Raw genomic sequence first — 14,061 nt, 5'->3', positions numbered from 1 at the left:
ATTTATTATATGATCAATAAATCATATAAAATAGTAGTTTTATATCAAATTATAACATTAAAATAGAATGTGAAATATTTATTCAAAAAAAATATATTTAATATATTTTAAAATAAATATTTTTTAAAAAAAATAAAATTTAAAAACAAAAAATTATCTATTTTATGTAAAATATTAAATAATATATTAATTTTATTAATAAAATAATAATTTTTTATAAATCATTTTTTTTATTTTATACTATAATGTTAATACATCATATTTGATTTATAAAATATACACATTATACAAAAATCTTTTCATCATCCAAAAATATTCAAATAATATTTAAATAATAAACAATTAAAGTATATATTTATAAAACTAAAATTATATTTAACTATACTTCAATTAAAATAAGAAATTATGCATAATATATTAAAAAAATTATATGATTTAAAATCACTCACTGAATTAGAAAGTTATTATATATTTGATAAAATTATTAACAACCAGATTAAATCGATAGAATTAACAGCTATATTAGTAGCAATGAAAATAAAAAAAATATCCATAGAAGAAATTATTGGTGCTATAAAAGCATTTAAAAAATCTTCAATATATTTTCCTAAACCAGAATATTGTTTTTCTGATATTGTTGGTACTGGAGGTGATGGAAAAAATAATATTAATATATCTACAATTAGCGCATTAGTTGCTTCATGTTATGGTTTAAAAATTATTAAACATTGTAATACAGGAATATCTAGTACATTAGGATCATCAGATATATTAAATAAGCTAAATATTAATATCCACCTTAATCCTCAAAAATCTCGAATGTTATTAGATAAATTAAATATTTGTTTTTTATTTGCGCCCCAATATCATCCAGGTTTTAAATATGTTCATGCGGTTCGTAAACAATTACGTACTCGAACTATATTTAATATTTTAGGTCCATTGTTAAACCCATCTAATCCACCATACGCAATTATTGGAGTATATTCCAAAAAATTATTACTCCCATTTGCGAAAGTTATAAAAAAACTAAAATATAAAAGAGTAATTCTTATTAATAGTGATGGAACAGATGAAATGACATTATATCATTCAACAGACATTATAGAAGTTCAAAATAATACAATTTCTTCATATCAATTAAATCCTGAAGACTTTGGAATTAAAAGATGTTCCTCAAATTATTTTCAAAAAAATAACGTGAACGAAAACTATAAAATTACAAAAGAAATATGTTCAGGAAATGGACAAATTGAATATGAAAATTTAATAGCAATAAACACAGCAATCCTATTTAAATTATTTGGATACGAAAATTTAAAAGAAAATACAAAAATTATTTTAGAAATTATTCGAAGCGGAAAAGTTATTCAACACATTAATAAAATTGTAAAAACAGGATCAGCATGCAAGAAAACATTTTAAAAAAAATTATTAATTATAAATTAACATGGTTAAAAAAAAAAAAAAAACAACAACCATTGAATGTAATTAAAAAAGATATTACTCATTCAAAACGAAATTTTTATCAATCATTAAAAATAACACGTCCATTTTTTATTTTAGAAGCAAAACAATCCTCTCCGTCTCGAGGAATAATTAATTATAAATTTAATATTCAAAAAATTGCTCAGAATTATCAAACACATGCCGCGGTCATGTCAATATTAACAGATGAAAAATATTTTAATGGAAAATTTGAGTTTTTAACAGAAGCGCATAATATAATTAATATTCCTATTTTATGTAAAGATTTTTTTATAGATCCATATCAAATTTATTTAGCAAGATATTATCAAGCAGATGCTATTTTGTTAATGCTTTCTGTATTAAACAATGAGGAATATTCTATTTTAGCTAATATTGCCCATAGTTTAAATATGGGTATTTTAACAGAAATAAATAATATCAATGAATTAAATCGGGCAATTCAATTAAATGCAAAAGTTATCGGAATTAATAATAGAAATTTAAAAGATTTATCTATTGATATTAACCGAACATATCAACTTGCTCCATTAATACCTAAAAATAAAATTATTATTAGTGAATCTGGAATTAAAAATAATTTTGAAATAAAAAAATTATCAAAAATAGTAGATGGATTTCTAATTGGTTCATCTATTATGAAAGAAAAAAAAATTAATATATTTATTAATAAACTTATTTTTGGAAATAATAAAATATGCGGATTAACTAAACTAGAAGATGCTAAATTATCAGAAAAATTAGGAGCAGTATATGGAGGTTTAATTTTTGTTAAAAACTCTCCTCGTTACGTTGAATTAAATTTAGCAAAATATATTGTAGAAAATTCAAAATTAGAATATGTCGGCGTATTTCAAAATGAACAAATTAAAAATATTGTATCTATCACAAAAAAAATACCTTTATTTGCTATACAATTACATGGGAAAGAAGATCAAAAGTATATTTTTAATTTAAAAAAAAATATATCACAAAATATTCAAATCTGGAAAGCAATAAATGTTTTTCAAAAAAATATAAAGTTAAATTTAAAATATATTAATTACTATATTTTTGATAACCCCCAAGGGGGAAGTGGAAAATGTTTTGACTGGAAAATATTAAAAAAATATAATTTAAAAAATATTTTTCTATCAGGAGGATTATCTTTAAATAATTGTTTAGATGCTATGCAATTAAATTGTTTTGGATTAGATTTTAATTCTAAAATAGAAAAAACACCAGGAATTAAAGATCATAATAAACTAAAACTACTTTTTCAACAACTTAGACTAAATTAAAATTCTATAGAATAATATTATATTTTTTCATTCATAAGGAAAATATTTATTTATGACATTATTAAACCCTTATTTTGGTAATTTTGGTGGAATGTATGTTCCCCAAATTTTAATTCCTATACTACATGATTTAGAAAAAAAATTTATAGATTCACAAAATAATCAAAAATTTCAAACAGAACTTCTTGACTTATTAGAAAATTACGCAGGTCGACCAACTCCATTAACATTATGTAAAAATATTACACGGGGGACAAATACTCAAATTTATTTAAAAAGAGAAGATTTATTACATGGAGGTGCACATAAAACCAATCAAGTATTAGGACAAGCATTATTAGCTAAAAATATGAAAAAAAAAGAAGTTATTGCTGAAACTGGAGCTGGTCAACATGGAGTAGCTACTGCATTTGCATGTGCACTATTAAAGTTAAAATGTCGAATTTATATGGGAGAAAAAGATATTATAAGACAATCCGCAAATGTTGTACGAATGAAATTAATGGGAGCTAAAATTATATCAGTTAAAAACGGATCTTCTACTTTAAAAGATGCTTGTAATGAAGCATTACGGGATTGGTCTGCAAATTACGAGAATAGTTATTATATGTTAGGGACAGTAGCAGGGCCACACCCTTATCCAACTATAGTGAGAGAATTTCAAAAAATTATAGGAATAGAAACAAAAAATCAAATTTTAGAAAAAATAGGAAAATTACCAGATATTATTTTAGCATGTGTTGGGGGTGGATCAAATGCAATCGGAATATTTTTTGATTTTATTAATAATAAAAAAGTGAGATTAATAGGAATTGAACCTGGTGGGAAAGGAATAAAAACAGGAAAACATGGCGCACCACTCAAACATGGAAAAACTGGAATCTATTTTGGAATGAGATCAAAAATTATGCAAACTACAGAAGGTCAAATAAAAAATTCTTGGTCAATTTCTGCAGGTTTAGATTTTCCATCCGTAGGTCCAGAACATGCTTGGTTAAATAAAATAAAAAGAGCTGAATATCATTCAGTTACTGATGAAGAAGCATTATTTGCCTTTAAAGATTTATGTAAATATGAAGGAATTATTCCTGCTCTAGAATCATCACACGCTATAGCATATGCAATAAAACTTATGAAACAAGATCCTATCAAAAAACAAATTATTGTAATTAATTTATCTGGAAGGGGAGATAAAGATATATCTACAGTTGAAAAATATATGTTCAACAACAATCAGGAAAAAAAATGAATCGATATCAAAATATGTTTCATAAATTAAAATCTAAAAAAGAAGGATGTTTAGTACCATTTCTAACTATTGGAGACCCTTCTGTAGAATCATTTTTAAAAATTATCGATATTTTAATCGAAGAGGGAATAGATGCAATAGAATTAGGAATACCATTTTCAGATCCATTAGCTGATGGTCCAATTATACAAAATGCTAATTTAAGAGCATTAAAAAATGGAATAAATATATTTAAAGCTTTTGAAATTATTCAATATATACGAAAAAAATATTATACATTACCTATTGGTATATTAGTATATGCAAATATTATTTTTCATACAAAAATCAATATGTTTTATAAATTATGTAAAGAAATCGATATTGATTCAGTACTAATTCCGGATATTCCAATAGAAGAATATTTTAATTTTCATAAAGATATTATTTTAGATAATATATCATCTATTTTTATATGCCCCCCCAATGCGAACAAAATTTTATTAAAAAAAATATCTAAAATTGCAAAAGGTTATATTTATTTATTGTCAAGGTCTGGAGTAACAGGACATCAAGATCATATTAATCAACCTAAAATAAATATTATTCAACAATTAAAAAAATACAGTACAATCCCAATTTTACAAGGATTTGGAATTTTTCATACATCTCAAATATTATCTTCCTTATCTTTGGGTGTAGATGGAATAATTTGTGGTTCTGTTATTATTGAATCAATTGAAAAATATCAAAATAATCCTGAATTTATGATTCAAACAATTAGAAAATTAATTAAAAAATTTAAAAATGCAACAAAAAATCAACTAAAATATTGAAATTTATTAAAATCAATATCAATTATTGTATTAAATCAAATATTAATTTTTTCTTTTTTTTGAAATATTTTACGTAACATATTTAAAAAAATAATGAACATTCTATTCTAAAAACTATGCTATTATTAATTGAAAATATTTTTTTTATTGGAATCATCATCATTTTCATCAAAAATATTTATTTCAAATATTCAGATGAAAAATTAATAAATTTTACGATTTTAAAATTATTAATATATTTAATTTTAATTAAATTTATTTTCCAGATTGGATTAATTATTTTAATTATTCCTAATATATTATTATTACTATTTTTATTCGGAATAATATTTTTTTTTATTATAAAAAAAAATAATATTATAGTTATAAATAATAAAGATATTTTTTTTCAATTTAAAAATATGATATTTATTCTATTCCTGGTAATATTTTTTTATTTTTTATTAAAAATACTAATAATATTTTTTCATTCAATATTATATTTTTTATTTTTTTTTTTGTATTATATTTCTTAATAATTTATTAAAATTTTCAATATATTTCTTAATTATTACTTTTTTATTATCAAATTTAAATAAAATAATAAATTTTTATTATAAAAAAAATATTTACTAAATATTTTATATTAATGTATTAATTGTATATTAAATAGATACAAATTTAGTTTTATGAAGTAATAATAAAATGTATATTTTATTAATATCCATTTAACTAAATTTGTTTAATTTGTGATTAAACATGATATATTCAAAATATTTTTTAAGAATATATTCATTATGATATTTAACAATTAAAATTTTCTTCTATAATATAATCTATAAAATAAAATACATGATAGATAAAAATAAAAACAATAAAAAAAAAATGGTTTTAAGAACATTAGCAATGCCAGCTAATATCAATGTAAATGGAAATATTTTTGGTGGTTGGATTATGTCTCAAATGGATTTAGGAGGAGCAATTTTAGCTAAAGAAATTGCAAAAGGAAAAGTAACTACATTAAAAATTGAAAACATGATTTTTTTAAAAAAAATTATAATAGGAGACTTAGTAAGTTGTTATGCTAATTGTGTTTCGATTGGAAGAACATCAATGAAAGTAAAAGTTGAAATGTGGATAAAAAAAATTTCTTCTGAACCCTTCGGTGATTATTTTAAAACTGCAAAAGCAACATTTATTTATGTTGCGATAGATCAAGATGGAAATCCTAGATCTATATTAAATCATTCAATATCCTAAAAATAAATAAAATCTTTAAAATATTACATGTATTCAAAAAAAAGTATTTAATTCATAATAAAATTCACGGAAATTCAATATATGAATATTGTTTTAAATATCATTTCTGAATTATATCCTATAATATATGGATTATTAATTATTATAAGTAGTCTAAAGATACTTAAACAATATCGAAAAACATCTGAAATAATTAATTGGCTATTAATGATTTACTTGCTTCCTATATTAGGATTAATAATATGGTTTTTTATAGGAAAAATATATTTAAATAATCGGCGAAAACAAATTGCTAAAAAAGTATGGTCAATAACTGAATCATGGATGTATGATCTAAAAAAAATAAAATATATTTTTGAATCTAAAAATAGTAAAGTAGCAAAATCATTATTTAAATTATGCAATTATCGACAGGGTATTTTGGGTGTAAAAAGTAATGAAATAAGATTATTGCATAATACTACTGATGTTATAAATACATTAATTCAAGATATTAAGTTAGCAAAAAAAAATATTGAAATGGTATTTTATATTTGGAATCCAGGCGGAATAGCAGATGATGTAGCCAAAGCATTAATCTATTCAGCAAAAAAAGGTATACATTGTAGATTAATTTTAGATGCTGCTGGAAGTTTAAAATTTTTTCATAGTCCCTGGCTAAATATGATGCAACAATCTGGAATAAAAATAGTAAAATCTTTAAAACTAAATTTATTAAAAATGTTTTTCCGAAGAATTGATATTAGACAACATCGAAAAATTATTTTAATTGATAACTATATTACATATACTGGAAGCATGAATCTAGTAGATCCATATTTATTTAAGAAATCTTATAAAATAGGACAATGGATTGATTTAATGATTCGCATAGAAGGTCCTTTAGCAATCACAATGGGTATTGTTTATTCATGCGATTGGGAGATGGAAACTGAAAAAAAAATTCTTCCAAAAATCAATAAACATAAAAATCTAATTTTAAAAAAAAAAAAATGCTACCCAATTATTCAAGCAATTCCCTCCGGACCGGGATTTCCAAAAAATATGATACATCGAACATTATTAGTTGCTATCTATTCTGCCCGTAAAAAAATCACTATAACTACACCATACTTCATTCCAAGTCATGAACTATTAAATGCAATTTGCATTGTTTCAAAAAAAGGAATAGAAGTAAATATTATAATTCCATTATATAGTGATTCTTTTTTAGTAAAATGGGCTAGTAAATATTTTTTTAATAAACTATTAGATTCCGGTGTAAATATTTATCAATTTCAAAAAGGATTATTACATACTAAAAGTATTTTGATTGATGAACAATTAAGTTTAATAGGTACTGCTAATTTAGACATGAGAAGTATCTGGTTAAATTTTGAAATTACTTTAGCAATTGACAATCAATTATTTGCAAAACAATTAAAGTGTATACATAATTATTACGTATCTCAATCAAAATTATTAGATTATAAAACATGGAAAGTGCGTTCATTTTGGAAAAAATTAATAGAAAAGATATTTTATTTATGTAGCCCGTTATTATAATTTTGTAAATCATTGTTTTTAATTAAAAAATTAAATAATTACATTTTAAATAAATACTTGAAGTATATTTAATATATTTCATAAATAAACATTTATTTTGGAATTAAATGACCCATTTTTTTTATTTTAGTAACTAAATATTTTTCATTATTAGAATGTTTTTTGGTAATTAAATCGACCCGTTCAACAATATTAATACCAGAATTAACGAGTATCTTCATTTTTAACGGGTTATTTGTAAGTAATTTAATATTATTTATATTCATAGATTTTAATATATCTGAACAAATGGTAAAATCTCTTTCATCTGCAGAAAATCCTAATTTATGGTTAGCTTCTACTGTATCTAAGCCTTGATCTTGCAAATGATACGCACGAATTTTATTTAATAAACCAATATTTCGACCTTCTTGTCTATGATAAATTAATATTCCAGAACCTTCTTTTGAAATTTTTATTAACGCTTGTTTTAATTGTGCCCCACAATCGCATCTTAAACTAAATAAAGCGTCTCCAGTTAAACATTCTGAATGAATTCGAACTAAAATAGGTTTTTTTTGACTAATATCTCCATAAGTTAATGCAATATGATTTTTATTGTTTATTTTTTCTTCAAAACCTATAATAACGAAATCTCCCCAGGGAGTTGGTAATATAGCATCTTGTATACGTCGAATTTTCATATGTACTCTATAAATAAATTGCGCTAAATAATATTATTTCATGATATTAATAAATTAAAAATATAATAAATTACATATGAAACATTAATATGTAATTTCTTTTAAAATTTTTATTTCAAATAAACAAGAAATTTTTTTAATGCTTGAATAGGATTATTAGAATGTGTAATTATTCTCCCGACCACTAGATAATCAATATTATATTTCTTAATATCTTGAGGAAAAAATATCATCTTCTGATCATCTAACATATGATCGGAAAATCGAATACCTGGAACAATTGTTTTAAATCGATCTCCAAATATTCTTTTTATTTGATTTGATTCTTTTGCTGAACAAACTACTCCGTCCAAACCAGCCATGCAACTTAATTTTGCTAATTTTAAAATATAATTTGATAACGACAATGTAATACCAAGGTGTTTCAATTCTGATTCTGATATACTAGTCAGTAGAGTAATGGCGATTAACAATGGTTTTTTAGATTGAAAACGATTTAATGCTATTTTAGCATTTTTTAACATATTTATACCACCGCATGCATGAATACTAAGCATCCATATATTTAAATTTGAAAGAGCATAAATTGATTTTGCAATAGTATTAGGAATATCATATAATTTTAAATCTAAAAAAATTTTAAACCCCAAATTATGTATTTCTTCAATAAATTTTATTCCAAATCTAATAAACATTTCCTGTCCAATCTTAACTCTAAACATGCTTGGATCTAGAAAATTAATTAATTGCATCGCTGATTTTTTATTTGAATAATCTAATGCTATAATAATTTTAATATTAGATCGAATTGGATAATTTACATGAGAAAATTCTAATGACATTACAACACCTCTAAAAATATATCTAATAAAAAATATTCTTACATAAAGTAATAAAATAAAATATATTTTATTAATATTATATAAATCTTTATTGAGTTTGAAAATGTGCATGATATGAAGATCTTACTAAAGGACCACAAAATGCATTAGAAAAACCCATAGATAATGCTTTTTTTTGAAAATACTGAAATTTTAATGGGGTTACATAACGTTTAACTGGCAAATGAGAAATACTTGGTCTTAAATATTGTCCTAATGTTAACATATCAACACTATTATTTCTTAAATCTTGTAATACTTTTATAACTTCCCTATCAGTTTCTCCTAATCCTAACATTAAACCAGATTTAGTGGGAATGCCTGGATTTTTATTTTTAAAAATATTCAATAATTTTAATGAATGATGGTAATTTCCACCAGGTCGAACAATATTATATAATCTTGGAATACTTTCTAGATTATGATTAAAAATATCTGGAGGATATTTAGATATAATATCGATGGAATATTCTAAAGAATTTCGAAAATCAGGAACTAAAATTTCAATTTGAATATTTTTTTGCATTCTTAAATTTTTAATACAATTTACAAATTGTATTGCCCCTCCATCTTTTAAGTCATCTCGTGCAACGGAAGTAATAACAACATATTTAATTCCCATTTGTAATACAGTATTTGATAATTTTTTTGGTTCATCAGAATTTATTAAACGAGGTCGACCATTTGAAATTGCACAAAAAGGACATTTACGAGTACATATGTTACCTAAAATCATGAAAGTTGCTGTTTTGTTATTAAAACATTCATGTAAATTGGGACATAATGCCTCTTCACAAACTGAATGTAATAAATTCATTTTTAATATTTTTTTAACATGATTAATTCGAGATGATTCTATTGGTAATTTTATTTTAATCCAATTTGGTTTAGGAATGGAATGTAAATCTTTCATATGATGTAAATAATTAGAATGTATTAAATTTAAATGATTAATTGTTTCAATCTTCTTTCAATAATAATATTTTATGTAAAATATAATATTAATAAATTATATTATATCGCAATTAAATAATTTTTTAAAATAAAAAAAATATATTTTTATTAAATATCATTTGAATACTTTTAATAAGAATTTTTCTAGTCATAGACATAGTTATATTATGTTGAATATCATTTATTTGTGTCATTTTAATATTATTTAAACCACATGGTTTAATGTAAGTAAAGGGAGTTAAATTCATATTTACATTTATGGAACATCCATGTAAACAACATCCATTTTTAATTCTTAAACCAATAGAACAAATTTTTTTTTGATTTACATATATTCCAGGGTATGTTTTATTAGAAGATCCAAAAATTAAAAAAGATTTTAATGTATTTAGCAGAATACTTTCAATCAACAATAATAATTTTCGAAGATCAATATGATTGTTTTTTAAATTTAATAAAAAATATATTACCTGTTGGCCAGGACCATGGTATGTAATTTTTCCTCCTCGATTGCTTGCCATTACTGGAATATTTCTAATACTATCTATTTTAAGTTTACCTTCACTTTGTCCTGTTGTAAATATTGGATAATGTTCTACCAACCAAATTTCATCTATTGTTTTTAAATTACGAGTATCTACAAAATAATTCATTTTATCAAATACTATTTTCCAGGGTAATAATCCTAAATTACGAATAATAATCGGTGTTTTATTCAAAATCACTCCTTTTTAATTCACTGTAATTATTATATAATATTATATATTTTATATTAAAAATATTGAGTATAATATTTAAAAAATGTTTGAAAAAGCCACCTTTAAACTGGTCATAATAAATTCAATACCCAAAGACATTAATAACAAACCCATAATTTTATTTAATATATTAATACCTGTTTTTCCTAAAATTTTTATACATATAGGAGCAATTTGAAATAATAACCAACACAATATGAAAAATAAAACCATGGTTATACTACAAAAAAACATATTATCTAAGGATGTATGATGAGTGCTCCAAATAATAGTAGTACTAATAGAACCGGGTCCAGCAATTAAAGGCATAGCTAATGGGATAATACTAATATTTTCATTTTTATATTTTAATTGACTATTTTTTGCAATACTATTTAAATCATTCATTAATGTGCCATTAATCATCGAAAATGCAATTCCAATAATTAAAAAACCACCAGCAATCCGAAAAGATTCTACAGAAATACCAAACACATCTAGAATAATACCACCAATAAATAATGAAATAATTAAAATTGTACAAGCAGCAAGATTTGCAATAATATTAATTTTACTTCTTTCTCTATCAGAAAGAAAACCGGTTATTCCTATAAAAATTGGAATCATACCTATAGGATTTACTAAAGCAAATAATCCTATAAAAAAATTTAAATAAATTGAAAAATCCAAAATAATATATTTCACATATTTTCCTGAAAATCACTAATATGTTAATAGTATTATATATTATAACTGAAAGTTATAATGCATATATTATTTAGAACATTAAAATCTAAAAAGGAATGATCTTGTATTTTACAAAATATGTAAAATGATTATAAATAATCCATATATTTTTAAAATATTATAATTAAAATATATTTTTTAAAATTAATTCTATGAATATATCTTTAAAAAAATAACCAACAATAAAAGAACACTATAGTGTATGATTCATCATGGATATACTTAAACCTCCATCAACATAAATTACTTGACCGGTAATTCCAGTAGATAAATTAGAAGATAAAAAAACAGCTGTATTTCCAACCTCTTCTAATGTTACTAATCTATGAATAGGAGAATATTTAGCAGAATAAGATAATATTTTGTTAAAGTTTTTAATATTATAAGTAGAAATAGTTTTCATTGGACCAACAGAAATAGCATTAATTCTCAACTTCTGACGACCAATTACATTAGCTATATAACGAACATTAGATTCTAATGAAGCTTTTGCTAAACCCATTACGTTATAATATGGTATTGCTTGTTTAGAGCCTAAATAAGTTAATGTAACTATTGATGAATGATTATTTAAATATTTTTTAGACTCTTTAACCATAGATACTAAACTATATGAAGTAATATTATGCGCAATATTAAAATTCTGATAATTAATAGATGAAATATAATCTTTTTGAAATTGATTTTTTGAAGCATATGCAATAGAATGAATAAAACCATCAAAGGTTTTCCAATATTTTAACAAATTTATAAATAGTTTTTTAATATTATTATCATTTAAAAAATTACACTTTAAAACAATATTTGAATTAAATTCTTTTGCAATATTGTAAATATATTTTTGATTTTTTTTACTTAAATAAGTGAATGCCAATGTAGCACCTTGTTGAAAAAATGATTTAGCAATTCCATATGAAATAGATCGTTGATTAGTAATACCTGTAATTAATATTTTTTTACCTTTTAATAATTCCATAATTATCCTGAAAATAATAATTTTTTTTATGCTATATAAAAATTTTTTATATTATTAAAAAATATATAATTTAAACATTGATTACTGATTTTTTTGGATTATATTTATAACATCTCCAATATAATTATGAGGGGTAATCTTTTTTAATCTATCTTTTTCATAATCAGGAATATTTAAATTTTCAATATATTGACTTATAATTAAAGCATCTACATAATTTCCTCTAGTGATTTTTTTTAATTCTTCGTATCCGTTTGAAATACCATATTTTCTCATCATGGTTTGGATAGGTTCAGCTAATAAAACCCATTTATCATTTAAAGAGTTTTTTAATTCAGAAAAATTAACTGTAATTTTACTTAAACCAATTAATAATGATTCATAAGCAATAATTGAATAACCCATAGTCACACCAATATTTCGTAATATTGTTGAATCAGTTAAGTCACGTTGCCATCTTGAAATAGGTAATTTAGCAATCATATGATTCATAATTGAATTCGATAGACCTAAATTTCCTTCAGATTTCTCAAAATCAATTGGATTGACTTTATGCGGCATAATAGAAGATCCAATTTCATTTTGTTTTGTTTTTTGTTTAAAATAATTTAATGAAATATATCCCCAAATATCTTGATTAAAATTAATTAATATTGTATTAAATCGACATATACAGCTAAAAATTTCTGAAATATAGTCATGAGGTTCAATTTGAGTAGTACATGGATTCCAATCAATCCCTAAAGAGTTAACAAATTCTTCTGAAATTTCACTCCAATTAATTAATGGATATGCTGTCATATGGGCATTATAATTTCCTACAGTTCCATTAAACTTTCCCAATATTATAATATTTTTGAGTTGATTATATTGACGATATAGTCGATAATAAAAATTCAGCATCTCTTTACCTACAGTTGAAGGTGTAGCCGGTTGTCCATGAGTACGAGATAAAATAGTAACATTTTGAAAATTTATTGCCATATCTTTAATAGTTAAAAGTATTTTTTTCCAGTAAGGAATTAATACTTTACTTCGAGTTTTTTTTAACATGACAGCATAAGCTAAATTATTAATGTCATCAGACGTACAAGCAAAATGAATAAAATTTAGAATAGTTGGGTCATTTAATTTAACAGATATTTTTTGACTTAAGAAATATTCAATAGCTTTTACATCATGACAAGTAGATTTTTCAATTTCTTTAATTTTTTTTGCATCTTCGTAATCAAAGTTTTTTATTATATCGGATAAAATTTTATTTGTATTTTCATTAAAAGTAGGTAACTGAAAAACATCAGGTATAGAAGATAATTTTTTTAACCAACAAATTTCAATTTTTATTCTAAATTTTAAAAATGCATATTCACTGAATATATTTTTTAAAATAGATGTGTTTTTATGATACCTTCCATCTATAGGGGAAATAGCTGTTAAACAAAAATTATTCATATAAATTTTCCTAAT

12 protein-coding genes and 1 pseudogene are annotated in these 14,061 nt (G+C 22.5%); 6 read left to right on the top strand and 7 right to left on the bottom strand.

What is annotated here, in order from left to right:
* Positions 1-405: 405 nt before the first annotated feature.
* The 6 genes and pseudogenes from trpD (at position 406) to cls (ending at position 7,616) form a co-directional block, all read left to right on the top strand.
* A pseudogene (trpD, locus tag AB4W55_RS00975) lies at positions 406-1,438 on the top strand (anthranilate phosphoribosyltransferase).
* On the top strand, positions 1,407-2,768 hold the full coding sequence (gene trpCF, locus AB4W55_RS00970; RefSeq protein ID WP_367672760.1) for a bifunctional indole-3-glycerol-phosphate synthase TrpC/phosphoribosylanthranilate isomerase TrpF: 1,362 nt from the start codon (positions 1,407-1,409) through the stop codon (positions 2,766-2,768). Before trpD ends, trpCF begins: the two are co-directional and overlap by 32 nt.
* A gap of 52 nt (positions 2,769-2,820) precedes the next feature.
* Positions 2,821-4,017, top strand: coding sequence for a tryptophan synthase subunit beta (gene trpB, locus AB4W55_RS00965; RefSeq protein ID WP_367672758.1), 1,197 nt, complete (start codon positions 2,821-2,823; stop codon positions 4,015-4,017).
* The gene (trpA, locus tag AB4W55_RS00960; protein ID WP_367672756.1) at positions 4,014-4,832 is read left to right on the top strand and encodes a tryptophan synthase subunit alpha; all 819 of its coding nucleotides are present in this window, start codon (positions 4,014-4,016) and stop codon (positions 4,830-4,832) included. The genes trpB and trpA overlap by 4 nt, the downstream gene beginning before the upstream one ends.
* A gap of 831 nt (positions 4,833-5,663) precedes the next feature.
* Complete coding sequence (gene yciA / locus AB4W55_RS00955) at positions 5,664-6,071, top strand: acyl-CoA thioester hydrolase YciA (RefSeq protein ID WP_367672754.1); 408 nt, start codon at positions 5,664-5,666, stop codon at positions 6,069-6,071.
* Between the two features lie 81 nt (positions 6,072-6,152).
* Positions 6,153-7,616 carry a cardiolipin synthase gene (gene cls, locus AB4W55_RS00950; RefSeq protein ID WP_367672752.1) on the top strand — a complete coding sequence of 488 codons (1,464 nt, stop codon included), beginning with the start codon at positions 6,153-6,155 and terminating at the stop codon, positions 7,614-7,616.
* Between the two features lie 92 nt (positions 7,617-7,708).
* On the opposite strand, the gene ribA is transcribed toward cls, so the two are convergent.
* The 7 genes from ribA to purB form a co-directional block, all read right to left on the bottom strand.
* Positions 7,709-8,299, bottom strand: coding sequence for a GTP cyclohydrolase II (gene ribA / locus AB4W55_RS00945; RefSeq protein ID WP_367672750.1), 591 nt, complete (start codon positions 8,297-8,299; stop codon positions 7,709-7,711).
* Between the two features lie 110 nt (positions 8,300-8,409).
* A complete protein-coding gene (gene pyrF, locus AB4W55_RS00940; RefSeq protein WP_367672748.1) occupies positions 8,410-9,141 on the bottom strand; it encodes an orotidine-5'-phosphate decarboxylase in 732 nt (243 codons plus the stop codon).
* Positions 9,142-9,229: 88 nt separating this feature from the next.
* On the bottom strand, positions 9,230-10,093 hold the full coding sequence (gene lipA / locus AB4W55_RS00935) for a lipoyl synthase (protein ID WP_367672746.1): 864 nt from the start codon (positions 10,091-10,093) through the stop codon (positions 9,230-9,232).
* A gap of 124 nt (positions 10,094-10,217) precedes the next feature.
* The gene (lipB, locus tag AB4W55_RS00930) at positions 10,218-10,853 is read right to left on the bottom strand and encodes a lipoyl(octanoyl) transferase LipB (protein ID WP_367672744.1); all 636 of its coding nucleotides are present in this window, start codon (positions 10,851-10,853) and stop codon (positions 10,218-10,220) included.
* 75 nt (positions 10,854-10,928) lie between these two features.
* Positions 10,929-11,576: a YchE family NAAT transporter gene (locus tag AB4W55_RS00925; protein ID WP_367672742.1), complete on the bottom strand. Its 648-nt coding sequence runs from the start codon at positions 11,574-11,576 to the stop codon at positions 10,929-10,931.
* 235 nt (positions 11,577-11,811) lie between these two features.
* Positions 11,812-12,594: an enoyl-ACP reductase gene (locus AB4W55_RS00920; RefSeq protein WP_367672740.1), complete on the bottom strand. Its 783-nt coding sequence runs from the start codon at positions 12,592-12,594 to the stop codon at positions 11,812-11,814.
* A gap of 81 nt (positions 12,595-12,675) precedes the next feature.
* Positions 12,676-14,046, bottom strand: coding sequence for an adenylosuccinate lyase (purB, locus tag AB4W55_RS00915; protein ID WP_367672738.1), 1,371 nt, complete (start codon positions 14,044-14,046; stop codon positions 12,676-12,678).
* Positions 14,047-14,061: the final 15 nt, after the last annotated feature.

Source organism: Buchnera aphidicola (Symydobius americanus) (assembly GCF_964059135.1).
In the GTDB taxonomy this organism is placed as follows: Bacteria; Pseudomonadota; Gammaproteobacteria; order Enterobacterales; family Enterobacteriaceae; genus Buchnera_L; species Buchnera_L aphidicola_AJ.
The sequence above is the reverse complement of the archived record's forward strand: the minus strand, read 5'-3'. Positions and strand labels throughout refer to the sequence as shown.

What these genes read in the sequence shown, in the direction of transcription:
- trpCF (WP_367672760.1), top strand. Translation starts at nt 1,407, where the DNA reads ATGCAAGAAAACATTTTAAAAAAAATTATTAATTATAAATTAACATGG.
- ribA (WP_367672750.1), bottom strand. Translation starts at nt 8,299, where the DNA reads ATGAAAATTCGACGTATACAAGATGCTATATTACCAACTCCCTGGGGA.
- yciA (WP_367672754.1), top strand. Translation starts at nt 5,664, where the DNA reads ATGATAGATAAAAATAAAAACAATAAAAAAAAAATGGTTTTAAGAACA.
- AB4W55_RS00920 (WP_367672740.1), bottom strand. Translation starts at nt 12,594, where the DNA reads ATGGAATTATTAAAAGGTAAAAAAATATTAATTACAGGTATTACTAAT.
- trpB (WP_367672758.1), top strand. Translation starts at nt 2,821, where the DNA reads ATGACATTATTAAACCCTTATTTTGGTAATTTTGGTGGAATGTATGTT.
- lipA (WP_367672746.1), bottom strand. Translation starts at nt 10,093, where the DNA reads ATGAAAGATTTACATTCCATTCCTAAACCAAATTGGATTAAAATAAAA.
- cls (WP_367672752.1), top strand. Translation starts at nt 6,153, where the DNA reads ATGAATATTGTTTTAAATATCATTTCTGAATTATATCCTATAATATAT.
- pyrF (WP_367672748.1), bottom strand. Translation starts at nt 9,141, where the DNA reads ATGTCATTAGAATTTTCTCATGTAAATTATCCAATTCGATCTAATATT.
- trpA (WP_367672756.1), top strand. Translation starts at nt 4,014, where the DNA reads ATGAATCGATATCAAAATATGTTTCATAAATTAAAATCTAAAAAAGAA.
- purB (WP_367672738.1), bottom strand. Translation starts at nt 14,046, where the DNA reads ATGAATAATTTTTGTTTAACAGCTATTTCCCCTATAGATGGAAGGTAT.